Source organism: Pseudomonas sp. LBUM1655, from assembly GCF_059716085.1.
Genome location: NZ_CP166801.1, coordinates 1,206,025 through 1,231,129, shown reverse-complemented (window position 1 = coordinate 1,231,129; position 25,105 = coordinate 1,206,025). Strand labels below are relative to the sequence as shown.

Genomic DNA, 25,105 nt, shown 5'->3' with positions numbered 1-25,105 from the left:
AACCGCCCACTGGGTACCCCTCTCATGATGACCCTGCGTCAGATCCGTCACTTCATCGCCGTGGCCGAGACCGGCTCGATCTCCGCTGCTGCGCAAACGGCGTTCATTTCCCAATCGACACTGACCCTGGCGATCCAGCAACTGGAAGAAGAAATCGGCGTCAGCTTGTTCAGCCGACACGCCAAAGGCATGACGCTGACGCATCAGGGTCATCAATTCCTACGCCAGGCGCACCTGATTCTGGCGACAGTCGATAACGCCAAACGCAGCCTGCAACAGAGCACCGATCAGGTTGCCGGGCAGTTGATCATCGGCGTGACCAGCCTTGTCGCGGGTTACTACCTCGCGGATTTGGTCACCCGGTTTCAGCGTGCTTATCCCAATGTCGAGATACGGGTGATGGAGGACGAACGCCCCTACATCGAGCATCTGCTGGTCAGTGGTGAGATCGACGTAGGCGTGTTGATCCTCTCCAACCTCGAAGATCGCCACGCCTTGCAGACTGAGGTTCTGACCCATTCGCCACACCGTTTGTGGCTGCCAGCACAGCATCCGCTTTTGGAGCACGACAGCATCAACCTCGCCGATGTCGCCCGCGAACCGTTGATTCAACTCAACGTCGACGAGATGGATCGCAATGCTCAACGCCTGTGGCGCGGTGCGGGACTGCAACCAAAGATCACGCTGAGAACCGCTTCAACCGAAGCGGTGCGAAGCCTTGTAGCGGCGGGTCTGGGCTTGTCGATCCAGCCGGACATGACCTACCGCCCATGGTCGCTGGAAGGCGACATCATCGAAGCGCGGCCAATTGCTGACCTCAACCAGACCCTCGATGTCGGGCTGGCCTGGCGTCGTGGCACCGCGCGGCCGGCGCTGGTTGATCCATTTCTGACCGTGGCCCGCGAACAACCCCACGGCGGACGCAAGCCATCTATTTAATCGAATGCCACCTTCAGTATTTAGAATTTGTCGCCCCCGGAGCCGCGCACTAGTCTTGCTGCATCTATAAGACGGTCGGCTCCCGGTGCACAGGGAGCACCAATGGCCATACAAGAAAAGAGAACTCGCAAAATGGCTGGCGCGCAGACCCCGATGTGTACCGCGTTGTTGATCGACGGTGAACTGGTCGCCGGCGAAGGCTTTGTCGAGCCGATCCTCAACCCGGCCACCGGTGAAGTGCTCACGCACATCGCCGAGGCCAGCACCGAGCAGGTCGAAGCTGCCATCCTCGCCGCCCACCGCGCCTTTGCCGAATGGTCGCGCACCACGCCGCAGCAACGCTCCAACCTGCTGCTGGAGATCGCCAACGCGGTCGAAAAACACGCCGACCACCTCGCCCGCCTCGAATCGCTGAACTGCGGCAAGCCGTTGCATCTGGCCCGTCAGGACGATTTGACTGCGACCGTCGACGTGTTCCGTTTCTTCGCCGGAGCCGTGCGCTGCCAGACCGGCCAGCTCAGCGGCGAATACCTGCCGGGTTACACCAGCATGGTGCGCCGCGATCCGATTGGCGTCGTCGCCTCGATTGCGCCGTGGAACTACCCGATCATGATGGCCGCGTGGAAAATCGCCCCGGCCCTCGCCGCCGGCAACACACTGGTGTTCAAGCCGTCCGAGCACACGCCGCTGTCGATCCTCGCGCTGGCTCCTGCGCTCGCCGAAATCCTGCCGCGTGGGGTGATCAACATCATCTGCGGCGGTGGCGAAGGCGTAGGCAGCCATTTGGTCAGTCACCCGAAAATCCGCATGGTCTCGCTGACCGGCGATATCGTCACCGGGCAGAAAATCCTTCAGGCCGCGGCGAAAACCCTGAAACGCACACACCTTGAACTCGGCGGCAAAGCCCCGGTAATCGTCTGCAACGACGCGGACATTCAAGCTGTCGTCGAAGGCGTGCGCACTTACGGTTACTACAACGCCGGGCAAGACTGCACCGCCGCCTGCCGGATCTACGCCCAGGCCGGCATTCACGACAAATTGGTCGCTGAACTCGGTGCCGCTGTCAGCAGTCTGCGCTTCGCTGGCAAGCGAGATGCCGACAACGAAATCGGCCCGCTGATCAGCACCCGCCAGCGCGACCGCGTGGCCAGTTTCGTTGAACGCGCCCTCGGTCAGCCGCACATCGAGCGGGTGACCGGCGCGGCGGTGCATTCCGGCGCCGGTTTCTACTACCAACCAACGCTGCTAGCCGGTTGCAAGCAGAGCGATGAAATCGTCCAGCGCGAAGTGTTCGGCCCGGTGGTGACCGTGACCCGTTTCGATGAACTCGCCCAAGCCGTGGACTGGGCCAACGACTCCGAATACGGCCTCGCCTCGTCGGTGTGGACGCAGAATCTGGACAAGGCGATGCAAGTCGCCGCCCGCCTGCAATACGGCTGCACCTGGATCAACAGCCATTTCATGCTGGTCAGCGAAATGCCCCACGGCGGGCTGAAACGTTCAGGTTATGGCAAAGACTTATCCAGCGATTCGCTTCAGGACTACAGCGTGGTGCGGCACATCATGGCCCGCCACGGCCAGCATCTCTGACTACGCTAATAACAAGCCGCCAACGGCATGCTTCACCGCGTTCACAACTGCCTCGACCATAATTTAAAGAAGAGGGTTCAACCATGTTCGTGCACAAGACCGCACTGTTCAGTGCAATCACCACGGCCTTGCTGGCCAGCGCCAGCCTGCAAGCGGCAGAACCGCTGAAGGCTGTCGGCGCTGGTGAAGGTCAGCTGGATATCGTCGCCTGGCCGGGCTACATCGAACGTGGCGAGAGCGACAAGGCGTACGACTGGGTGAGCGGTTTCGAGAAAGAAACCGGCTGCAAGGTCAACGTGAAAACCGCCGCGACCTCTGACGAAATGGTCAGCCTGATGGCCAAGGGCGGTTACGACCTGGTCACCGCGTCGGGCGATGCGTCGCTGCGGTTGATCGTCGGCAAGCGTGTGCAACCGATCAACACCGCGTTGATCCCTAACTGGAAAACCCTCGACCCACGCCTGAAAGATGCGCCTTGGTACGTGGTCAACAATCAGACTTACGGCACCCCGTACCAGTGGGGGCCGAACGTGCTGATGTACAACACCAACGTGTTCAAGACTGCACCGACCAGTTGGAATGTGCTGTTCGACGCGCAGAACCTGCCGGACGGCAAAGCGAACAAGGGCCGTGTGCAGGCGTATGACGGACCGATCTACATCGCCGATGCGGCGCTGTATCTCAAGTCCGCCAAGCCTGAATTAGGTATCAGCGATCCGTATCAACTCACCGAAGCACAGTACAAAGCCGTGCTCGATCTGTTGCGCGCGCAGCAGCCGCTGATCCACCGCTACTGGCACGACACCACGGTGCAGATGAGCGACTTCAAAAACGAAGGCGTGGTCGCCTCCAGCGCCTGGCCATATCAGGTCAACGGCCTGATCAACGAGAAGCAGCCAATCGCGTCGACCATCCCGAAAGAAGGCGCTACCGGCTGGGCCGACACCACCATGTTGCACGCCGAAGCCAAGCATCCGAACTGCGCGTACAAGTGGATGGATTGGTCGCTGCAACCGAAAGTCCAGGGTGACGTGGCGGCGTGGTTCGGCTCGTTACCGGCCGTGCCGACGGCTTGCCAAGGCAGTGAGTTGCTCGGCGCCGAGGGTTGCAAGACCAACGGTTTCGACCAGTTCGACAAGATCGCCTTCTGGAAAACTCCACAGGCTGAGGGCGGCAAGTTTGTGCCGTACAGCCGCTGGACGCAGGACTACATAGCGATCATGGGCGGTAGGTAAGCCCCTTCAAGATCAAAAGATCGCAGCCTTCGGCAGCTCCTACACCGACCGCGAGCACCGAAAATTCAGCGTCCGGCACACATCCTGTAGGAGCTGCCGAAGGCTGCGATCTTTTCGACGCAACACCTGATCATTCTTTGAAAGCCTGCTTTACCGGAGCACCGCACCATGACGCTTGCAGTCCAGTTCACCAACGTTTCCCGGCAGTTTGGCGAAGTGAAAGCCGTTGACCGGGTTTCCATCGATATCCAGGACGGCGAGTTCTTTTCCATGCTCGGCCCTTCCGGCTCGGGCAAAACCACGTGCCTGCGCCTGATCGCCGGATTCGAACAACCGAGCGCCGGCTCGATCCGCATCCACGGCGCCGAAGCGGCGGGTTTGCCGCCGTATCAACGTGACGTAAACACTGTGTTTCAGGATTACGCGCTGTTCCCGCACATGAACGTGCTCGACAACGTCGCCTACGGCTTGAAAGTCAAAGGCGTGGGCAAAAACGAACGCCACAAACGCGCAGAAGAAGCATTGGACATGGTCGCCCTCGGCGGCTACGGCGCACGTAAACCGGTGCAATTGTCCGGCGGCCAGCGCCAGCGTGTCGCCCTCGCCCGCGCCTTGGTCAATCGACCCCGCGTGCTGCTGCTCGATGAGCCTTTGGGCGCACTCGACCTGAAGCTGCGCGAGCAAATGCAAAGCGAATTGAAGAAACTGCAACGCCAACTCGGTATCACTTTCATCTTCGTCACCCACGATCAAACCGAAGCGCTGTCGATGTCCGACCGCGTCGCCGTGTTCAACAAGGGCCGCATCGAGCAGGTCGATACCCCGCGCAATCTGTACATGAAGCCGACCACCACGTTCGTCGCCGAATTCGTCGGCACCTCGAACGTGATTCGTGGCGAACTGGCACGCCAGCTCAGTGGTCATCCGCAGCCGTTTTCAATCCGTCCGGAGCACGTGCGCTTTGCTGAAGGCCCATTGGCCAGCCATGAAATCGAAGTCAGCGGTCTGCTCCACGACATCCAGTATCAGGGCAGCGCCACGCGCTATGAACTGACCCTGGAAAACGGCCAGACCCTGAGCATCAGCCACGCCAACAACCAGTGGCTCGACAGCAGCGCACAGCATCAGACCGGCCAGCGCCTGAGCGCACGCTGGGCGCGGGAGGCGATGATCCCGCTGCACGACACCGTGACGAGCGGGGTCTGAGATGAGCACGCTCGCGATGATTCAATCGCCGCCGCTGCGCAGGTTTTCCAACCTGCTCTACCGCAAGCCGAATTTGTATTTGTCGATGCTGCTGGTGCCGCCACTGCTGTGGTTCGGCGCGATCTATCTTGGCTCGCTGCTGGTGCTGTTGTGGCAAGGTTTCTACACCTTCGACGACTTCACCATGGCGGTCACCCCTGACCTGACCCTGGCGAATTTTGCCGCACTGTTTCAGCCATCGAACTTCGACATCATCCTGCGCACGCTGAGCATGGCCATCGTCGTATCGATTGCCAGCGCCATTGTGGCGTTCCCGATTGCCTACTACATGGCCCGTTACACCACGGGCAAGACCAAGGCGTTTTTCTACATCGCGGTGATGATGCCAATGTGGGCCAGCTACATCGTCAAGGCTTACGCATGGACGTTGCTCCTGGCCAAGGGCGGCGTGGCACAGTGGTTCGTTCAGCACTTGGGGCTGGAGCCGGTGTTGCAGTTCATTCTGGGGATTCCCGGCGTCGGTGGCAGCACCTTGTCGACCTCGCATCTCGGCCGTTTCATGGTGTTTGTCTACATCTGGCTGCCGTTCATGATCCTGCCGATTCAGGCTTCGCTGGAACGTCTGCCGCCGTCGCTGTTGCAAGCCTCCGCCGACCTTGGCGCCAAGCCGCGTCAGACCTTTATGCAGGTGATTTTGCCGCTGTCGATTCCGGGAATTGCTGCCGGATCGATCTTCACGTTTTCCCTGACCCTGGGCGACTTCATCGTGCCGCAACTGGTCGGCCCACCGGGCTACTTTGTCGGCAGCATGGTTTATGCGCAGCAGGGTGCGATCGGCAACATGCCGATGGCCGCCGCGTTTACGCTGGTGCCGATTGTGTTGATCGCCATCTACCTGTCCATCGTTAAACGACTGGGGGCCTTCGATGCACTCTGACTCTTCATCACAAGGGCATGCGTCTATAGGTCTGCGAATCGCAGCTTGGGGCGGGTTGGTGTTTCTGCACTTCCCGATCCTGATCATCTTCCTCTACGCCTTCAACACCGAAGAGGCCGCGTTCAGCTTTCCGCCGAAGGGCTTTACGTTGCACTGGTTCAGCGTGGCGTTTTCGCGGCCGGACGTTCTGGAATCGATCAAGCTGTCGCTGCAAATTGCAGCCATCGCCACGTTGATCGCGATGGTGCTCGGCACGCTCGCCTCGGCGGCTTTGTACCGCCGGGATTTCTTCGGCAAACAGGGCATTTCGTTGATGCTGATCCTGCCGATCGCGCTGCCGGGGATCATCACCGGGATCGCGCTGCTGGCGACGTTCAAGACGCTGGGGATCGAGCCGGGAATGTTCACCATCATCGTCGGCCACGCGACCTTCTGCGTGGTGATCGTCTACAACAACGTCATCGCCCGCCTGCGCCGCACTTCGCACAGTTTGATCGAGGCTTCGATGGACCTGGGCGCCGATGGCTGGCAGACCTTCCGCTACATCATGCTGCCCAATCTCGGCTCGGCGTTGCTGGCCGGCGGCATGCTCGCGTTTGCGCTGTCGTTCGACGAAATCATCGTCACCACATTTACCGCAGGCCATGAACGCACGTTGCCGCTGTGGCTGCTCAACCAGCTCAGCCGCCCACGGGATGTGCCGGTGACCAACGTCGTCGCCATGCTGGTGATGATGGTGACCATGCTGCCGATCCTTGGCGCGTACTACCTGACTCGGGGTGGTGAGAGCGTCGCCGGCAGTGGCGGAAAATAATTGAAATCCCCCTGTAGGAGCTGCCGAAGGCTGCGATCTGTTGATGTTGCTTTTGAAAATCAAGATCAAAAGATCGCAGCCTGCGGCAGCTCCTACACAGGATCCGGTTTCCACAGATAAAACAATGGATTCGAAGAGGACAAAAGCATGCAAACCAAACTCTTGATCAACGGCCAATTGGTCAACGGCGAAGGCCCCGCCCAACCGGTGCTCAACCCGGCGCTCGGCGAAGTGCTGGTGGAAATCAACGAAGCCACAGAAGCCCAGGTCGATGCCGCCGTGCGAGCAGCCGATAGCGCCTTCGCCGAGTGGTCGCAAACCGCGCCGAAAGACCGCTCCCTGCTGCTGCTCAAACTCGCCGACGCTATCGAAGCCCACGGCGAAGAATTAGCCAAACTCGAGTCCGACAATTGCGGTAAACCCTACAGCGCCGCGCTCAACGACGAGATCCCGGCAATTGCTGACGTGTTCCGTTTCTTCGCCGGCGCCAGCCGTTGCATGAGCGGTTCGGCCGGCGGTGAATACCTGCCCGGCCACACCTCGATGATCCGCCGCGACCCGGTCGGCGTGATCGCCTCCATCGCGCCGTGGAATTACCCGTTGATGATGGTCGCCTGGAAAATCGCCCCGGCACTGGCCGCCGGTAATACCGTGGTGCTCAAGCCGTCGGAACAAACCCCACTGACCGCGTTGCGTCTGGCCGAACTGGCATCGGAAATCTTCCCGGCCGGCGTACTCAATCTGGTGTTTGGTCGTGGGCCTACCGTTGGCAGCCCGTTGGTGACTCATCCGAAAGTGCGCATGGTCTCGCTGACCGGCTCAATCGCGACCGGTTCGAACATCATTTCCAGCACCGCCGACAGCGTCAAACGCATGCACATGGAACTGGGCGGCAAGGCGCCGGTGATCATCTTTGACGATGCTGATATTGATGCAGCGGTTGAAGGCATTCGTACATTCGGCTTCTACAACGCCGGGCAGGACTGCACGGCAGCTTGCAGGATCTACGCGCAGCAAGGCATTTACGAAAAATTCGTCGAGAAGCTTGGCGCGGCGGTCAGCAGCATCAAGTACGGCTTGCAGGATGATCCTTCTACCGAACTGGGACCGCTGATTACTGCGCAGCATCGTGATCGTGTCGCAGCGTTCGTCGAACGCGCCGTGGCGCAACCGCACATTCGTTTGATCACGGGCGGCAAGGCTGTGGACGGCAATGGTTTCTTCTTCGAGCCGACCGTGTTGGCTGACGCGCAACAGGACGATGAAATCGTCCGCCGTGAAGTGTTCGGGCCGGTGGTGTCGGTGACCAAGTTCACCGATGAAGCGCAGGCGCTGGAGTGGGCCAACGATTCGGACTACGGCCTGGCGTCCTCCGTTTGGACAGCTGACGTAGGACGCGCGCATCGGATGTCGGCACGGTTGCAATACGGCTGCACCTGGGTGAACACGCACTTCATGCTGGTCAGCGAAATGCCGCATGGCGGTCAGAAACTGTCCGGTTACGGCAAGGACATGTCCATGTATGGGCTGGAGGACTACACCACGGTTCGGCATGTGATGTTCAAGCATTAACAGGCTGCGATCTTTTCCACGACACACGGACGATGTCGGCGACTCACCACCAGGCTTCAACGAAACCAAAACAATAACTACCGAACCGGGCGGCGCTCCCAAAGCCCCGCCACGGCCTCGGCCATCCGAAATCTGCCGATTTCACGGAGCAAACACACATGAGTGCATCACCCGATCTCTCAGCCGCCGTCGCCGACAGCGATGCCGAACAACTGCGCAAACTGGGCTACACCTCCAACTTCAATCGCAGCATGAGCCTGTGGGAAAACTTCGCCCTGGGCTTCACCTATCTGTCACCGGTCGTAGGGGTTTATACCCTGTTCGGCCTGTGCCTCGCCGCTGGCGGCCCACCGATGTTCTGGGCCTATTTGCTGGTTGGTTGCGGCCAGTTGCTGGTGTGCCTGATCTTCGGCGAAGTGGTTTCGCAGTTCCCGATTTCTGGCGGCGTTTACCCATGGGCGCGCCGACTGGTCGGCAAGAAATGGGCGTGGATGGTCGGCTGGATCTACTCCATCGCCCTGTGCGTCACCATCGCGGCCGTCGCAGTCGGCGCTGGCCCGTACCTGGCCGCGATGCTGGGATTTGAGCCGAGCAACAACACCAACATCGTCATCGCCCTGGTGCTGACCTTGTTCGCCACGCTGGTCAACCTCAGCGGCACCAAAGTGTTGGCGCGCATCGCCATGTTCGGCTTCCTTTGCGAACTGGTCGGCGCAGTGATCGTCGGCGTGTACCTGCTGATCTTCGAACGTCACCAGCCGCTGAGCGTGCTGTTCAACACCTTCGACATCAGCGTCGACGGCTCCTACCTGCCGGCATTCCTCACCGCCTCGCTGGCGGGGATGTTCCTCTACTACGGCTTCGAGGCCTGCGGCGACGTCGCCGAAGAAACCCCGAACCCGAGCGCAAAAATCCCGGTAGCCATGCGCATGACCATCTACATCGGCGGCATCGCGGCGATGTTCGCCTGCCTGGCGCTGATCCTCGCCGTACCGGACATGCAAGCGGTGATCAACGGCACCGACAAAGACCCGGTCACCACCATCCTCAACAACGCCTTCGGCCCGGTCGGCTCGAAAGTGGTGATGGGCGTGGTGATGATTTCCTTCATCTCCTGCGTCATCAGCCTACAGGCCGCAGCGAGTCGTCTGCTCTACTCCTACGCCCGCGATGAAATGGTCATCGGCAGCCAACTGCTTAAAAAGATTTCTCCTACGACTCAGGTGCCGGTTGCCGCGCTGTTCGTGTCCGGCGTCCTGCCGGCGCTGATCATCGCCCTCGGATTTTTCCTGCAAGACGCCGTCGCGACCATCGTCAGTTTCGCCGCGATCGGCATCTACCTCGCGTTCCAGATGATCGTGCTGGCGGCACTGTATGCGCGGATGAAAGGCTGGAAACCCAGCGGCAAATTCACCCTCGGCGCGTGGGGCTGGCCAGTGAACATTGGCGCGCTGGTGTATGGCGTTGGCGCAATCATCAACATGGCCTGGCCACGCACGCCGGATGCGGCGTGGTACGTGAACTATGCGATGGTGTTGAGCACCGCGATCGTGATTGGGTTGGGCTTGGTTTATATGTGGATTGGCAAGCCGTATGACCATGGGAAGGCGCCGGCTGGGGATGCTTGGAAGGTGAGTCGCTAGAGCGAAATAACCTGCCCGCAGAAATTCGGGCACGGTTTGTGATGCTAGATCAGTTGAGACTTTGAAAGGGTTTCGAACTCATCCATCAATAAGTGAATTTCAGTGCTTGGGTTGTGTTCGCCACTGAGGGCGACATCCTCAAGAACTTTGGGGGCCAGCGCTCTTGCCTGCTGAAATGGCTTTCCGAGTGGCTCGCCGCCATGGACAGGGTTTGCCTGTCCCGAAATGAGCGGTAATTGGATACCGAGAATTCGATCAACATGGAGAACACCTGCAGTTCATTGCTTGGGTTTTCATACATAAATGAAAAAACACGCTTCAGATGCAGACAGACTGCAGCGAGTGCAAAAACAGTAATTTCCTACAGACACAGCCTTCTTAAAATAGTCCCGATTCCTACAGTTAGTGTCGATGGAGCAGACTTTGCGCGGAGAGCATCCCGGAGATAGTCTTCTTTCCGGCTGTGAAGTCAGCAGCCCGGTGTCGAAGCCGGAACAAAATCAACGTGGCGCAACCGCGCTCATTTGAGTGGCGGCTCTATTCTCAATACTGGAGTCGACAAATGCCTAAACACATCAAAAACACCTCTGAAAACTTTCCTTACTTCACCCCCACCGTCTTCACCCGCCACAACCGCTTCCTCCACGCGTTCATGCAAGACCACGAAGCCTGGTTCTGCGTCCAGGATCTTGGTCGTCTGATGGGCTATCCGCTGAACGAACGCCTCACCCTGAAACTCGATCCCGATCAGCGTCGAAATGTCCTCATGCGTAAGGACGGCGAAATCGTCGATTGCGCGATGGTCAGCGAGTCCGGTCTGTACGCCCTGCTCGTCCATCACTTCGTGCCGGAAAACCGCAACTTGCGCCAATGGTTGAGCCATGAAGTGATTCCGATGTTGCGCGAAACCAACGCGGTACCTGTGGATAACTGCCCGAGCCTGAGTTCGGTGAACTGGGCTGGGGTCACCGTCCCTCTGCTGCACTGGCAGCAGCAGGCGTGGGTCAAATGGCGAGACGTGCCGGAGTTGATGCACGGCCAGCAGCCGTATCCGGTTTTGGGAACCTGTAGCTGAAGTCCATCCAGCAAAAAACCTGTGGCGAGGGAGCTTGCTCCCTCGCCACAGGTTCCGCGTTTCAAACCTCTAACCGAGTTGTTTGCAGATGAAAGCGCCAATCGTTGAAATGCCCTACGTTCTGGAAGTCATCCCAAGCGATGAGTTCTTCGCAGAGTGTTACCTAAAGCAAATCAGCCTAACCAAGCACCAGGAAGCAATAAAAGTCGGCATCGCTGATGCCGACGCAGGCAGGTTAATTGACTTGGCGACCGTAAAAGCCAAATGGCTTTCACTGTCGCAATCCCAGGGTTAAAACCGCGAAACACTCCTCATCGCATCCACCAGATAGCGCATCGCAATCCGGTCGCTCTCCGAAAGCTCCCGATAACGCTCAACCAGTTTCAGCTCATCGGAGCTAAGCCTACGCCTTCTGCGCCCGCTGCCGAGGCAGGGAAAGATGCCCAACATGTCGGTGATACCTTGTATTTTTGCCATGGACGATGTCCTTCTCTAATACGTCAAAGAACTGCTTAACCACCACATCGCCCTGCCCCTTTCAGCAGCGTCGTGTGCCCAGCCGGTCTGAAGGTTCGCGACCGGTCATGTCCATAGAATAGAAATTTAAACGGCGCTGAAAAGGGGTATTTAGAGTAATTAGTCGAAAAAAGCAGATATGCCGTGTAAATCAGAAAGCACTGTCGGAAAAAATACTGACATGTCTTGTTTCATTGCCACACTGAGCCTTGTAATCAATCATTTCTGCACGACAATCGAACGGTTTAAGCTAGCCGGCATCTGTTTATAGTCCGTTGCGTTTGGCCAAGGCATGTCCGAACCGTTATTTCTGATCCAGCACGTGCCAGGAAGGGCGCGGGATTGCACACGACAGGTTGTATTTATGCACCGCAGGAATTTGCTCAAAGCGTCCATGGCCATTGCGGCTTACACCGGTCTTTCGGCTACCGGCCTGCTGGCCAGCCGCGCCTGGGCTGCCAATGGCGGCGCCGCCGATGGCGAGGCTCAGGCCTTCGACTTCGAAGCGCTGAAGCGTCAGGCCAAGCAACTGGCCGGCAGCGCGTATCAGGACACCAAACAGGTGCTGCCGCCGACGCTGGCGACCATGACCCCGCAAAATTTCAACGCGATCCGCTACGACGGCGAACATTCGTTGTGGAAAGAGAACAAGGGTCAGCTGGACGTGCAGTTCTTCCACGTCGGTATGGGTTTCCGCCAGCCGGTGCGCATGTACAGCGTCGACGCCAAGACCCGCACCGCCCGCGAGGTGCATTTCCGCCCGGCGCTGTTCAACTATGAAAATACTTCGGTCGACACCCAGCAGCTCAAGGGCGACTTGGGTTTTGCCGGGTTCAAGCTGTTCAAGGCACCGGAACTTGATCGTCACGACGTGTTGTCGTTCCTCGGCGCCAGCTATTTCCGTGCGGTAGATGCGACTGGCCAATATGGCCTCTCGGCGCGCGGTCTGGCGATCGATACTTACGCGAAGAAACGCGAAGAATTCCCTGACTTCACCAAGTTCTGGTTCGAGACGCCGGACAAGAACGCCACGCGTTTTGTGGTGTACGCCCTGCTCGATTCGCCGAGTGCCACTGGCGCGTATCGCTTCGACATTGATTGCCAGGCCGAGCGCGTGGTGATGGAGGTCGACGCACACATCAACGCGCGCACGGCCATCGAACAACTGGGCATCTCGCCGATGACCAGCATGTTCAGCTGCGGCACCCACGAGCGCCGCATGTGCGACACCATTCACCCGCAGATACACGACTCGGATCGTCTGGCGATGTGGCGCGGCAACGGCGAGTGGATCTGCCGTCCGTTGAACAACCCGGCCACCCTGCAATTCAACGCGTTTGCCGACACCGATCCGAAGGGCTTCGGTCTGGTGCAGACCGATCATGAATTCGCCAACTATCAGGACACTGTCGACTGGTACAGCAAACGCCCAAGCCTGTGGGTAGAACCTACAACCGCGTGGGGCGAAGGCTCTATCGATCTGTTGGAAATTCCTACAACCGGCGAGACCCTCGACAACATCGTGGCGTTCTGGACACCGAAAAAACCGGTCGCGGCCGGGGATTCGCTGAATTACGGCTACAAGCTGTACTGGAGCGCCCTGCCGCCGGTGAGTACGCCGTTGGCGCGAGTGCACGCCACACGCTCCGGTATGGGCGGCTTCGTCGAAGGCTGGGCACCCGGCGAGCATTATCCACCAGTCTGGGCGCGTCGTTTCGCCGTGGACTTCAACGGAGGCGGTCTCGATCGCCTGCCGCAGGGCACCGGGATCGAACCGGTGGTGACGTGCTCGAACGGCAAGGTGCAGGACTTCAGCGTGCTGGTGCTGGATGACATCAAGGGTTATCGGATCCTGTTTGACTGGTACCCGACCAATGACAGCGTTGAACCGGTGGAGCTGCGTTTGTTCATCCGCACCAATGACCGCACGCTGAGTGAAACCTGGTTGTACCAGTACTTCCCGCCGGCGCCGGATAAGCGTAAGTATCCTTGAGGGTTATGTAGTGTCTGATTGGGCCCCATCGCTGGCAAGCCAGCGATGACGGCAGCACCGGCGATAAAGTACTGAGGAATAAAAACAAAGCCCCGACCATCACTGGCCGGGGCTTTTTGCATTTCAGCAGTTCACTCAATCACGCAGATCAGACTCATGAATCGGCTGGTCTCGATGGGTCGCACGCTGATACTGCGCCGGCCACACGGCTTGGCGTCCGCCCAGATCATCGTCGGCGTGCAACGGCCAGTACGGATCACGCAGCAGTTCACGGGCGAGGAAGATGATGTCGGCCTGACAGGTTCGCAAAATGTGCTCGGCCTGCGCCGGCTCGGTAATCATTCCGACAGTGCCGGTGGCGATGCCTGACTCCTTGCGTACACGTTCAGCGAAGCGAGTCTGATAGCCCGGCCCAACGGGAATCTCCGCGTTGGCCGCTGTCCCGCCCGATGACACGTCGATCAGATCAACGCCAAGCGTGTGCAGGCGTCGCGCCAGCTCTACGGTTTCATCAGGATTCCAGCCGTCCTCGACCCAGTCAGTGGCCGACACGCGGACAAACACCGGCAACTCTTCCGGCCAGACCGCGCGCACCGCTTCGGTCACTTGCAACACCAGCCGAATCCGGTTTTCAAACGAACCGCCGTATTGATCCCGCCGTTGATTACTCAATGGCGAAAGAAACTGGTGCAGCAGATAACCATGAGCTGCGTGGACTTCAACCACACTGAACCCCGCCGTCAATGCGCGCTTGGCGGCATCGACAAAGGCCTGTATCACGTCGGCGATCTGCCCTTCATCAAGCTGTTTGGGTTGTGTGTGTTGCGGGTCGAAGGCAATCGGTGAAGGCCCGACCGGGGTCCAGCCGCCATCGTCCGGTTTGACGCTGCCATGCTTGCCGATCCACGGCCGATGGGTGCTGGCCTTGCGCCCGGCGTGGGCCAGTTGAATGCCGGCCACCGCTCCATTGGCGGTGATGAAACGAGTGATGCGTTGTAGCGGTTCAATCTGTTCGTCGTTCCACAAACCAAGGTCTTCGGCGGTGATCCGCCCGTCGGCTGTGACCGCCGTGGCTTCGGTGAAGACCAGGCCGGCGCCGCCCACCGCGCGGCTGCCGAGATGCACCAGATGCCAGTCGTTGGCCAGGCCATCGACGCTGGAGTACTGGCACATGGGCGACACGGCGATGCGATTGGGCAGGGTCAGTTGGCGCAGGGTAAAGGGTTCAAGCAGCAGACTCATGGGGCACCTCTCAAATCAGTGGGCAGGCTCCAGGGTTCTGTTTGAAAAGTCGACGAGTGACAGGAAAAGGTACAGCACCCGCCCCCGCGGGCAAAAAATTCGACAAGACGTCACAAGGCCAATCAAGCAGTGCTTAGAGCCTAGTCGACAACCGGGGGGGCGGGAGGGTTCAGAGTGATTCTGTGTGTGAAAGTCCGCCTTCGCGAGCAAGCTCGCTCCCACAGGGACAACACCGGGCCTGTGGAAGCGAGCCTGCTCGCGAATGGGGTCAACGCGGTTCGATGTGGGCAATCATCAGTTGCACGGTCTCGTTGCCCCGAAACTCGTTGACGTCGAGTTTGTAGGCCAGCTCGACCCACTTGATGGTCGGGTTCGGCCAAATGTCGCGGTCGATGCCGAACGCGATGCCGTCGAGTTTCACCGAACCGCACTCGCTTTTCAGCACCACTTTCAAATGACGCTCGCCAACCACGCGCTGCTCGACCAACTGGAACACGCCGTGGAACAGCGGTTCCGGAAAGTGCTGCCCCCACGGTCCGGCGTGGCGCAGGGCGCGGGCCAGTTCGAGGTGAAACTCTTCAACCGCCAGCGTGCCGTCCGAGAGCAAACGCCCGGTGAGGTCTTCTTCGCGAAGTTGCCTACGCACTTCGGCGTCAAATGCCTCGGCGAATAACGGAAAATTCTCTTGCGGCAAGGTCAGGCCGGCCGCCATCGCGTGGCCACCGTACTTGGCGATCAGGTTCGGATGTTGCGCCGCAACCACGCTCAAGGCATCACGAATATGGAAGCCCTGCACCGATCGCCCCGAGCCTTTTAGCAGGCCATCACCGGCATCGGCGAAGGCAATGGTCGGACGGAAATAACGCTCTTTCATGCGCGAGGCGAGGATCCCGATAACACCCTGGTGCCACTCCGGATCGAACAGGCACAAACCATATGGCATCGACTCGACGGGCAAATCCTTGAGCTGGGCCAGCGCTTCACGCTGCATGCCCTGCTCGATGGATTTGCGATCCTGGTTCATGCCGTCCAGTTGCGCGGCCATTTCCTGGGCCATATTGGCGTCGGCGGTGAGCAGGCATTCGATACCCAGACTCATGTCATCCAGACGCCCGGCGGCATTGAGCCGCGGGCCGACGATAAAGCCGAGATCCGTGGAGGTTATCCGCGCCGCGTCACGCTTTGCCACTTCAAGAATCGCCTTGATCCCCGGCCGCGCGCGCCCGGCACGAATCCGCTCAAGACCTTGGTGCACCAAAATCCGATTGTTGGCGTCGAGCGGCACTACGTCAGCCACGCTGCCCAATGCCACCAGATCAAGCAGCTCGCCGATGTTCGGTTGCGGTTTGCTCTCGTACCAGCCGAGGCTGCGCAGGCGCGCACGCAAGGCCATCAACACATAGAAAATCACCCCGACCCCGGCCAGCGCCTTGCTCGGAAACTCACAGCCCGGTTGGTTCGGATTGACCAGCGCATCGGCCGCCGGCAGTTCGTCGCCAGGCAAGTGGTGATCGGTGATCAGTACTTTGAGCCCATGGCGCTTCGCGGCGGCAACGCCTTCGACGCTGGAGATGCCGTTGTCGACGGTGATCAGCAACTGCGGCTCGCGGGTCATGGCGACTTCGACGATTTCCGGGGTCAGGCCGTAGCCGTATTCAAAGCGGTTCGGTACCAGATAGTCGACGTGCGCCGCACCCAACAGACGCAGACCGAGCATGCCGACCGTACTGGCGGTGGCGCCGTCCGCGTCAAAGTCACCGACGATGAGGATGCGCTGACGTTGCTCCAGCGCCGTCACCAGCAGATCTACTGCCGCATCAATGCCCTTGAGTTGCTGGAACGGAATCAAGCGCGCCAGGCTCTTGTCCAGCTCCGCCTCGGACTGCACGCCCCGCGCCGCGTACAAACGGGTCAGCAGCGGTGGCAGATCACCGAGAAATGGCAGAGTGGCAGGCAGTTGGCGAGGTTCGATACGCATGGGGTGACGGAGGCTTCTCTTGAATACGTGGGATTAATTCGGTGAAAGCGCAGGATCAGCCGCGCTCACCTTGCAGCCATTGCAACTGGACTTCGTGCTGACCACGGTCGTCGGTGACGAAGATCGTCCCTTCGCTGATCATCACGTCCCACTTGATGACGCGGGGCATGTCTTTGGCCAGGGTTTCCAACACTTCTTGCGGGACCGCAGCGATGTTGACGTTTTTCAGGTTTTTGATCGCCGGGATGACCTTGGTTTCCCAGACGCGCAGGCTGCCGTAGGCCAGCAGGCTGGTGCGTTCGGTGCGGCGTGAGCACCAGGTCAGACGATCGGCGTCTGGCTGGCCGACTTCGATCCAGTGCAGGACACGGTCGTCCAGGCTTTTTTCCCACAGCGCCGGCTCATCCACGTCCGACAGACCACGGCCAAACGACAACTGCTCGTTGTACCAGAGGGCGTAGGCCAACAGCCGCACGGTCATGCGCTCTTCGGTCTCCGAAGGGTGACGGGCGATAGTCTGCTTGACGCTCTCGTAGACGCTGCGGTCGAGGTCGGTGAGGTTCAGTTCGAATTTATACGTAGTGGACGGCTGGGCCATGAACGGGCTTCTTGATACAAGGAAAGTCGGCAAGTCTAACCGATGCCGTAGGCAATCATCGAATTGATGGCGATCAACTTTGCGCGCCTGACAGCCGGCTATGTTAAAACGCTGTATCCGCATAACCTTGTCCTACAGGATTCAGTATGCCGTTCGCCAACAAGCCGCTCAGCGGTGTGAAAGTCATTGAATTGGGTACGTTGATTGCCGGGCCGTTTGCCTCGCGCATTTGCGGCGAGTTCGGCGCCGAAGTGATCAAGATCGAATCGCCGGACGGCGGTGATCCCTTGCGCAAGTGGCGTAAGTTGTACGAAGGCACTTCGCTGTGGTGGTTCGTTCAGGCGCGCAACAAGAAATCGCTGACGCTGAACCTCAAACACCCCGAGGGTTTGGCAATCCTGAAAAAACTGCTCGCTGAAGCCGATATCCTGATCGAGAACTTCCGACCCGGCGTCCTGGAGAAACTCGGTCTGAGCTGGGAAACCCTGCACGCCTTGAACCCGAAACTGGTGATGGTGCGCCTCTCTGGTTTCGGTCAGACCGGGCCGATGAAGGACCAACCCGGTTTCGGTGCGGTCGGCGAATCCATGGGCGGCCTGCGCTACATCACCGGTTTCGAGGATCGACCGCCGGTGCGCACCGGAATTTCCATCGGCGATTCGATTGCCGCGCTGTGGGGCGTGATTGGCGCGTTGATGGCGCTGCGTCATCGCGAGGTCAACGGCGGCTTGGGCCAAGTGGTCGATGTGGCGTTGTATGAAGCCATCTTCGCCATGATGGAAAGCATGGTGCCGGAGTTCGACGTGTTCGGTTTTATTCGCGAGCGCACCGGCAACATCATGCCCGGCATCACGCCCTCCTCGATCCACACCAGCGCTGACGGCAAGCATGTGCAGATCGGCGCCAATGGCGATGCGATTTTCAAACGTTTCATGCAGGTGATGGGCCGCGACGATCTGGCCAACGATCCGACGCTGGCCAGCAACGATGGGCGCGACAGCCGCCGTGACGAGTTGTATGGCGTAATTGATCGCTGGGTCAATTCGCTGCCGCTGCAAACCGTGCTTGACCTGCTCAATCAGGCCGACGTGCCGGTCAGCCGGATCTTCAGCGCCGAGGACATGCTCACCGATCCGCAATACCTGGCCCGGGAAATGTTCCTGCACGCGAAGTTGCCGGACGGCAAGCCCTTCAAGATGCCGGGCATCGTGCCGAAACTCTCTGAGACACCGGGCTCGTCCGAATGGGTCGGGCCGCAGCTCGGTGAACACAATGCGCAGGTACTCCACGATCTTGGCTACGACGAACAGCAGATCACTCGACTGCGCGAAGACGGAGCCATTTGAACTGAAAAACCGACAGACATCAGCCGCCAACCGCGCCCATCACTGGTGGACGTGGCGCCTGTTCGGCTTGCTGTTTCTGCTGGGTTTGCCGGCTTGGGCACAGGCGAAACCGACGCTGATCTGGTTACTGCGCGACATGCCGCCGCTGACGATTTTCGAAGGTCCTAAAAAGGGCCAGGGCGTCATCGATCACCTGATGCCGATGCTGATCGCCGGCATGCCGCAATACGAACACACACTGATGCGGGTTAATCGCGCCCGCGGCATGCAGATGCTTCACGAAGCCTCGTTCACCTGCGACCCATCGTTAATCTGGAGCAAAGAGCGCACGCAATGGATCGCTTTTTCCATTCCTGCGTTTCGCGCTGTCAGCAACGGGCTGGTGGTGCGCCAGAAAGATCGCGACGTATTGGCGCGGTTTCTGGTGGACGGTGAAGTCGATCTGGCGGCGCTTTTGGCCGATGGCAAGGAAAAGGTCGGCATCGTCGCGGAGCGCAGTTACGGTGAGCTCGTCGACAACCTGCTGCGCCAGGCACCAAAAGACGCACTCACACCGCATTACGGCAACGACGCCCTTAACAGCCTGCTGATGATGCAGCGTCTCGGACGGTTACAGGTAGTTCTGGGTTATTGGCCGGAAATCCGCTACCAGGCTCATCTGGCAAAAATTGCCGAAGACGAGCTGCTGTTTTATCCGTTTCGGGGCAACGCTAAATACCTGTCGGGTTACATCGGATGTTCCGACACACCACAAGGTCGCCAGGCGATCACCGAGATCAACCAACTGCTGCGTACCCTGCCCCACGATCAGTTGAACCAGCGCTATGCCGACTGGCTCGATCCCGACAGGCGTGAGGGTTACCTCGAACAGGCCCGGACGTTCTTCGAACAGCAGGCGGCGCAGTGAGCAAATTGCAGACAAAAGAAACCCCGAGAAGTGGGGAGACGACTCGGGGTTAAACGTGGCCTGTAAAAAAGACCAGTAGCAGCAAGCGACAAGCACCGGAGCACAATGCTTGATCCTGCTGTTACGGGGTCTGACTGACGGGGATGCAGGAAGGTTCCCACAAAAAACATTTCATTTTTCAAAGCGCCGGACGCTTGTCCAGGGCTGCATTGCGCAATGCTGCGATCACGCAGGGCTCCAGGCGCCCTTCGGCAATCAGGATGTCACGGTGCAAACCATCAACGACATCGGTCAGTTGACGCTTGTCGGTCAACTGCGCCTGATTGAATTGGCGTTCAACCACAATGGCGCCGCTGCTGTTCTTCAAGGTCACCAGGCATTCACCCTGGGCACCACTTGAGGACAACGAAACCTGATACGGGCTCAGAGCCTCACCGAGCAATAGACTGATACTTTCCATCTCGATCTCCACTCAATAGTCCGAAAACATTGTGTCTGGGGCGTGTCCACTGTAAATGACCACCGGCCCGAGAAGAAAGTTCTGCATTTCGGTTGCAAGCACTGCAGCGCCACCGGTCTGTCAGAGCATGCACGGCGAAGATGACAGAAAAATAACCACGCCCCTCAAACGCCGACAGGCTGCGTATGGGCGATCAGGTAGCTGTCCAGCAAACCTCTCATCAGCACCGCCGAGACCGGTGTTTGCAGACGCCCCAGCAGTCGCAACCGATGCTCGCGCAGCAATGAGTCCAGATCGTTCAGCAGACTCGGCGCGACTGCGCCCAAAAGGATCAGCGCACGCGCTTCTTGCTGCTCCGCCAGATGCTGGATCAGCGCCAGGCCATCGCCCCCTTTGAGTTGCGGATCGCAAATAGCGATGTCGACAGCGCCGCGATGCCCCAGTGAACACAGGGCCGATGCCAGCGACGGCGCCGTCAGTACGTCGTAGATGCCAATGGCATTGAGCATTTGATGCAATGCCATCAACTGGAACGGATTGGGTTCAAGAATCAGGACTTTAAGCGAGCGCATGGGCGACCTCTGAGGCGACAATCGCGGACTCTCACCGCAGTTGTCGTTCACTCTAGGGCAGCCGTCTTAAGCCTCCCATCAGAAAAGTAGTCACGTCGTATAGGACATTTCCCAACTTCAATGCGGACATCTGCACCCGCTCTCCGTCCGGCGCTGAGTGATGTCCGTCCAGCCGCCCAGCAGACCACGCAATTGGCCGTCAGCACTGTAAAAAGGCACCGTCCACTGATAGACCTCGCGCGGGCCGTTCTTGAACTGCAATTGCCGCTTGCTGAAACGCGACTTGCGCGTGCGCAGTTGCATCATGAACTCGTCGTGCAACATCAACGCCGTCGCTTCAGGTAACGCACCGACCTCGATCAACTGCCGCCCCTGAACCTGATCCAGTCGAACCGAAAGCGCCTCTTCATAGCTGCGGTTGCACATAATCAGACGCCCTTGCAGATCGCGGACGAACACCGGATCGGGCATGGAATCGATCAGTGCGTGCTGAAACGCCAGTTGATCGCCAAGATCCTTTTCCGCCTCGCGCCGCAACTTGATCACCGCCGTCAGTCGCCGATTCCATATCAGCGACAACAAACCGAACACGCCGAGCCCGCCCATCATCCAGCAGCCCCATTCGATCATGCGCTGCCACATGGACGGCACAGGCGCCGGTGAAATGCCTTCAAGCCATTTCAGGCGAATGGCCCGCAACTCGGCGGCCGGAAACGCCTCCAGCGCCTTGTTGAGAATGCTCAGCAGCTCCGGCATGCCTTTGCGCACGGCCAGGTTATCGGCTTCCCACTTGCCTTCCACCAGGCCGCCCACCTTGAGCAACCCCAAAGGATAAAGCTGTGCACCAATCTCGTTTTCAATGGTCGCGTAGGCTTCGCCGCTCTCGACCAGAGCCCGGGCCTCGGCATAGGTCTTGACCGAACGTATCTCGATCGCCGGGAAGTCACGCCGAATCACATCCTCCAGCGCATGGCGGGCCGGCAGCACAACCACGCGCTTGGCCAATTGCTCGAAAGACTCCACCTGCGGCGATCCGGCGCGACCGACAAACACCCATCCGGCGCCACCGAATGCGTGGCTAAAATCCAGAAAAACCTTGCGCTCATCACTCACGGCTAGGGTAGTACTGATGTCCGCCGCCCCGCTCTCAAGGCGCTCCAGCATATGATCGGTGGAAAAAGATTCCTGATGCACAAATTGCAACCCGGTCATCGCGGTGAGGCGCTTGAGCACATCGTTGTTCAAACCGCTCCACTGCCCATGTTCGTCCTTGAACAGATACAACGGGTACTGCACCGACGCCACCGTCACCTTGGGGTTATCGCGAATCCATTGGCGCTCGTGCGCGTTCAGTTCCACGGACTGGACATTGAGTGCCACCCCTTCCTCATGCAGCGCCAGTTGCGCCGCCACACTGCCGCGCATCCATGCCAGCAACCCGAACACAAACAACCAGCCCAGTGCCGGTTTCAAACCTCTATAAAACAGCATTGCCACTTCCTTCGTGATCGACTCACCCGTCCTTCATGGGTGAAAACCCCAGCAGTGTGGCAGCAGAAACAAAAAAGCCCGTCAGGAGACGGGCTTCAAAATGTGACAGCTTTTAGCGTCTTAAAGCGGCTTGCCGCGGTTGCCATGCTGACTGACAAAGGCTTGTACGGCTTTCAGCTCATTTGGCAGAACGGTGCAGCGCTCGTTTCGCTCAAACAAATCAGAAAGATGTGCAGGTAGTGCGAGAGCTTTTCCTACACCGGCCTTTTCCACTGCATCCGGGAATTTCACCGGGTGTGCAGTGCCCAGAATCACCATCGGGATGTCCAGGCTGCGACGGCATTCGCGCGCGGCTCTGACGCCGATAGCCGTGTGCGGGTCGAGTACTTCACCGGTCTGTGCAAAGACGTCGGCGATGGTTTCACAGGTTTGCGCGTCATCCACGGCCAGCGAGTCGAACAGTTTGCGCGCTTCGGTCCAGCGTTCTTGCTCGACGCTGAAGCCGCCGCCCTGTTTGAACGAATCCATCAGACCGGCAATCGCTGCACCATTGCGACCGTGCAGGTCGAAGAGCAGGCGCTCGAAGTTCGACGAGACCATGATGTCCATCGACGGCGACAGCGTGGCGTGCAGGGTTTCCTTGACGTACTGGTTGCCGCTCATGAAGCGGTGCAGGATGTCGTTGCGGTTGGTGGCGACGATCAGTTGATTGATCGGCAGGCCCATGTTGCGCGCCAGGTAACCGGCGAAGATGTCACCGAAGTTGCCGGTAGGCACCGAGAACGACACCGAACGCGCCGGACCGCCCAACTGCAGGGCTGCGTGGAAGTAGTAAACGATCTGGGCCATGATTCGCGCCCAGTTGATCGAGTTCACCGCCACCAGACGCGTGCCTTTGAGGAAGCTCTGGTCGGCGAAGCTGTTCTTGACCATTTCCTGGCAGTCATCGAAGTTGCCTTCGATGGCAATGTTATGGATGTTCTCGCCGAAAATCGTGGTCATCTGGCGACGCTGCACTTCGGACACACGGTTGTGCGGGTGCAAGATGAAGATGTCGACGTTTTCGCAATGTTTGCAGCCTTCGATGGCGGCCGAACCGGTATCACCGGAGGTAGCACCGACAATCACCACGCGCTCGCCGCGCTTTTCCAGCACGTAGTCGAGCAGACGACCGAGCAGTTGCAGGGCGAAGTCCTTGAACGCCAGGGTCGGGCCGTGGAACAGCTCCAGCACCCATTCATTGCCGTTCAGTTGACGCAGCGGCGCCACGGCGCTGTGCGAGAACACACCGTAGGTTTCTTCAAGGATCTTCTTGAAATCGGCATCGGGAATGCTGCCGGTTACAAACGGGCGCATCACTCGGAAGGCCAACTCGTGATACGGCAGGCCGGCCCAGGAAGCGATTTCCTCCTGAGTGAAACGTGGCAGCACTTCCGGGACGTACAGACCGCCGTCGGAGGCAAGACCGGCCAGCAGGACATCTTCGAAATTCAGGGCCGGTGCCTGGCCGCGGGTACTGATGTAACGCATGACTGACTCCAATGGAGAGTGTTCGCAAAGCCGGGCCCGTGCACGGGCCCGGTGAACAATAGCGGCTTAGTTCAGGTGCTCGACGCGGATCCGTACAACCGGACCGTTCACGCCGGCCAGAGCTTCGAGGGCGGCGATTGCATCGTTGATGCGCTGTTCCACTACACGGTGGGTCAGCAAGATCATCGGCACCAGACCGTCGTGTTCCTCGACTTCCTTCTGCATGATCGACTCGATGTTGATGCCGCGCTCCGAGAGGATGCTCGCCACCTGAGCCAGTACGCCCGGATGGTCCTTGGCCTGGATGCGCAGGTAGTAAGCGCTTTCGCAGGCTTCGATCGGCAGGATCGGATGGGCCGACAGCGAGTCCGGCTGGAAAGCCAGATGCGGTACGCGGTTTTCCGGATCGGAGGTCATGGCGCGAACCACGTCCACCAGATCGGCGATCACCGACGAAGCTGTCGGCTCCATACCGGCACCGGCGCCGTAGAACAGGGTCGAACCGGCAGCGTCACCGTTGACCATCACCGCGTTCATCACACCGTTGACGTTGGCGATCAAACGATCGGCCGGAATCAGCGTCGGGTGTACGCGCAACTCGATGCCGGCATCAGTGATGCGCGCCACACCGAGGTGCTTGATGCGATAACCGAGCGCTTCGGCGTAGTTGACGTCAGCTGTAGTCAGCTTGGTGATGCCTTCGGTGTAAGCCTTGTCGAATTGCAGCGGAATGCCGAACGCGATCGAAGCCAGAATCGTCAGCTTGTGCGCCGCATCGATGCCTTCGACGTCGAAGGTCGGATCGGCTTCGGCGTAACCCAGAGCCTGAGCCTCGGCCAACACGTCTTCGAAGGTGCGACCCTTCTCGCGCATTTCGGTGAGGATGAAGTTGCCGGTGCCGTTGATGATCCCGGCGACCCAGTTGATGCGGTTGGCGGACAGGCCTTCACGGATCGCCTTGATCACCGGAATGCCACCGGCCACAGCCGCTTCGAACGCCACGATCACGCCTTTCTCGCGTGCCTTGGCGAAAATTTCATTACCGTGAACGGCAATCAGAGCCTTGTTCGCGGTGACCACATGCTTGCCATTCTCGATGGCCTTGAGTACCAGCTCGCGGGCAACGGTATAGCCGCCCACCAGCTCTATGACGATATCGATCTCAGGGTTCGTGGCCACTTCGAAGACATCGTTGGTAATCGCAATACCGGTCGTCTGGAACTGAGGCTTTGGCGTGCGCGTGGCAATTTGTGCCACTTCGATCCCACGCCCGGCACGACGAGCAATTTCCTCGGCGTTGCGCTGAAGTACGTTGAAGGTACCGCCACCGACGGTCCCTAACCCACAGATGCCTACTTTGACCGGATTCACTGTGAACTCCCCATAAAACGGCCGACTCAGGGTCGGCCGGAAAACAACCGCGTGCTCGCGGCTCTCTATTAATGGCCCGGCGATGTTGCT

Annotated in this window: 22 protein-coding genes and 1 pseudogene; 13 read left to right on the top strand and 10 right to left on the bottom strand. The window is 59.3% G+C overall.

The genetic code is table 11. The features are described from left to right. The first annotated feature begins 24 nt into the window (after positions 1 to 24). The 8 genes from ACA074_RS05370 (at position 25) to ACA074_RS05335 (ending at position 9,936) form a co-directional block, all read left to right on the top strand. Positions 25 to 939 (top strand): LysR family transcriptional regulator, encoded by a 915-nt coding sequence (locus ACA074_RS05370; protein ID WP_497678561.1) that lies wholly within the window; start codon positions 25 to 27, stop codon positions 937 to 939. A 132-nt stretch (positions 940 to 1,071) separates the two neighbouring features. After that, complete coding sequence (locus ACA074_RS05365; RefSeq protein WP_401270739.1) at positions 1,072 to 2,529, top strand: gamma-aminobutyraldehyde dehydrogenase; 1,458 nt, start codon at positions 1,072 to 1,074, stop codon at positions 2,527 to 2,529. Positions 2,530 to 2,612: 83 nt separating this feature from the next. Further along, positions 2,613 to 3,764, top strand: coding sequence for a putative ABC transporter substrate-binding protein YdcS (gene ydcS / locus ACA074_RS05360; RefSeq protein ID WP_497678560.1), 1,152 nt, complete (start codon positions 2,613 to 2,615; stop codon positions 3,762 to 3,764). Positions 3,765 to 3,932: 168 nt separating this feature from the next. Continuing rightward, positions 3,933 to 4,970 carry an ABC transporter ATP-binding protein gene (locus ACA074_RS05355; protein WP_497678559.1) on the top strand — a complete coding sequence of 346 codons (1,038 nt, stop codon included), beginning with the start codon at positions 3,933 to 3,935 and terminating at the stop codon, positions 4,968 to 4,970. A 1-nt stretch (position 4,971) separates the two neighbouring features. Beyond that, positions 4,972 to 5,907 carry an ABC transporter permease gene (locus tag ACA074_RS05350; RefSeq protein WP_497678558.1) on the top strand — a complete coding sequence of 312 codons (936 nt, stop codon included), beginning with the start codon at positions 4,972 to 4,974 and terminating at the stop codon, positions 5,905 to 5,907. Then, positions 5,897 to 6,721 (top strand): ABC transporter permease, encoded by an 825-nt coding sequence (locus tag ACA074_RS05345; protein WP_497616621.1) that lies wholly within the window; start codon positions 5,897 to 5,899, stop codon positions 6,719 to 6,721. The genes ACA074_RS05350 and ACA074_RS05345 overlap by 11 nt, the downstream gene beginning before the upstream one ends. 147 nt (positions 6,722 to 6,868) lie before the next feature. Beyond that, complete coding sequence (locus ACA074_RS05340; protein WP_497658733.1) at positions 6,869 to 8,293, top strand: gamma-aminobutyraldehyde dehydrogenase; 1,425 nt, start codon at positions 6,869 to 6,871, stop codon at positions 8,291 to 8,293. Positions 8,294 to 8,451: 158 nt separating this feature from the next. Beyond that, positions 8,452 to 9,936: an APC family permease gene (locus tag ACA074_RS05335; protein ID WP_497678557.1), complete on the top strand. Its 1,485-nt coding sequence runs from the start codon at positions 8,452 to 8,454 to the stop codon at positions 9,934 to 9,936. Between the two features lie 44 nt (positions 9,937 to 9,980). Here ACA074_RS05335 and ACA074_RS05330 read toward each other — a convergent pair. Continuing rightward, positions 9,981 to 10,124: pseudogene (locus tag ACA074_RS05330) on the bottom strand (RloB family protein); the annotation flags it as partial. A 374-nt stretch (positions 10,125 to 10,498) separates the two neighbouring features. Between ACA074_RS05330 and ACA074_RS05325 the strand changes: the two are divergent. Both ACA074_RS05325 and ACA074_RS05320 read left to right on the top strand, forming a co-directional pair. Beyond that, positions 10,499 to 11,011 carry a BRO-N domain-containing protein gene (locus tag ACA074_RS05325; protein ID WP_497678556.1) on the top strand — a complete coding sequence of 171 codons (513 nt, stop codon included), beginning with the start codon at positions 10,499 to 10,501 and terminating at the stop codon, positions 11,009 to 11,011. 88 nt (positions 11,012 to 11,099) lie between these two features. Further along, on the top strand, positions 11,100 to 11,306 hold the full coding sequence (locus tag ACA074_RS05320; protein WP_497658730.1) for a hypothetical protein: 207 nt from the start codon (positions 11,100 to 11,102) through the stop codon (positions 11,304 to 11,306). Here the strand turns inward: ACA074_RS05320 and ACA074_RS05315 are convergent. Beyond that, positions 11,303 to 11,488 carry a hypothetical protein gene (locus ACA074_RS05315; RefSeq protein ID WP_102357616.1) on the bottom strand — a complete coding sequence of 62 codons (186 nt, stop codon included), beginning with the start codon at positions 11,486 to 11,488 and terminating at the stop codon, positions 11,303 to 11,305. The two genes, ACA074_RS05320 and ACA074_RS05315, sit on opposite strands and share 4 nt — an antisense overlap. Positions 11,489 to 11,891: 403 nt before the next feature. Between ACA074_RS05315 and ACA074_RS05310 the strand changes: the two genes are divergently transcribed. Further along, complete coding sequence (locus ACA074_RS05310; protein WP_497678555.1) at positions 11,892 to 13,520, top strand: glucan biosynthesis protein D; 1,629 nt, start codon at positions 11,892 to 11,894, stop codon at positions 13,518 to 13,520. A gap of 135 nt (positions 13,521 to 13,655) precedes the next feature. Here ACA074_RS05310 and ACA074_RS05305 read toward each other — a convergent pair whose 3' ends face one another. From ACA074_RS05305 to ACA074_RS05295, 3 genes are all read right to left on the bottom strand, one after another. Next, complete coding sequence (locus ACA074_RS05305; RefSeq protein WP_489879151.1) at positions 13,656 to 14,762, bottom strand: NADH:flavin oxidoreductase/NADH oxidase; 1,107 nt, start codon at positions 14,760 to 14,762, stop codon at positions 13,656 to 13,658. A 268-nt stretch (positions 14,763 to 15,030) separates the two neighbouring features. Next, positions 15,031 to 16,740, bottom strand: coding sequence for a single-stranded-DNA-specific exonuclease RecJ (gene recJ / locus ACA074_RS05300; protein WP_187679996.1), 1,710 nt, complete (start codon positions 16,738 to 16,740; stop codon positions 15,031 to 15,033). A gap of 55 nt (positions 16,741 to 16,795) precedes the next feature. After that, the gene (locus ACA074_RS05295) at positions 16,796 to 17,338 is read right to left on the bottom strand and encodes a YaeQ family protein (RefSeq protein WP_007908961.1); all 543 of its coding nucleotides are present in this window, start codon (positions 17,336 to 17,338) and stop codon (positions 16,796 to 16,798) included. Between the two features lie 146 nt (positions 17,339 to 17,484). Here ACA074_RS05295 and ACA074_RS05290 point away from each other — a divergent pair, with 146 nt between their 5' ends. After that, the gene (locus ACA074_RS05290; RefSeq protein WP_401270686.1) at positions 17,485 to 18,684 is read left to right on the top strand and encodes a CaiB/BaiF CoA transferase family protein; all 1,200 of its coding nucleotides are present in this window, start codon (positions 17,485 to 17,487) and stop codon (positions 18,682 to 18,684) included. Then, entirely contained in the window at positions 18,632 to 19,591 is a 960-nt protein-coding gene (locus tag ACA074_RS05285; RefSeq protein ID WP_497678554.1) for a TIGR02285 family protein, read from the top strand. Before ACA074_RS05290 ends, ACA074_RS05285 begins: the two co-directional genes overlap by 53 nt. 178 nt (positions 19,592 to 19,769) lie before the next feature. Here the strand turns inward: ACA074_RS05285 and ACA074_RS05280 are convergent, their stop codons facing one another. The 5 genes from ACA074_RS05280 to ACA074_RS05260 form a co-directional block, all read right to left on the bottom strand. Beyond that, on the bottom strand, positions 19,770 to 20,051 hold the full coding sequence (locus ACA074_RS05280) for a DUF3509 domain-containing protein (RefSeq protein WP_401270681.1): 282 nt from the start codon (positions 20,049 to 20,051) through the stop codon (positions 19,770 to 19,772). Positions 20,052 to 20,215: 164 nt separating this feature from the next. Then, positions 20,216 to 20,623, bottom strand: a complete 408-nt coding sequence (locus ACA074_RS05275) for a response regulator (RefSeq protein WP_187680000.1) — start codon at positions 20,621 to 20,623, stop codon at positions 20,216 to 20,218. Between the two features lie 117 nt (positions 20,624 to 20,740). After that, a complete protein-coding gene (locus ACA074_RS05270; protein WP_187680001.1) occupies positions 20,741 to 22,114 on the bottom strand; it encodes a transporter substrate-binding domain-containing protein in 1,374 nt (457 codons plus the stop codon). 120 nt (positions 22,115 to 22,234) lie between these two features. Continuing rightward, a complete protein-coding gene (thrC, locus tag ACA074_RS05265) occupies positions 22,235 to 23,644 on the bottom strand; it encodes a threonine synthase (RefSeq protein WP_187680002.1) in 1,410 nt (469 codons plus the stop codon). A 66-nt stretch (positions 23,645 to 23,710) separates the two neighbouring features. After that, the gene (locus ACA074_RS05260) at positions 23,711 to 25,015 is read right to left on the bottom strand and encodes a homoserine dehydrogenase (RefSeq protein ID WP_489879156.1); all 1,305 of its coding nucleotides are present in this window, start codon (positions 25,013 to 25,015) and stop codon (positions 23,711 to 23,713) included. Positions 25,016 to 25,105 lie beyond the last annotated feature (90 nt).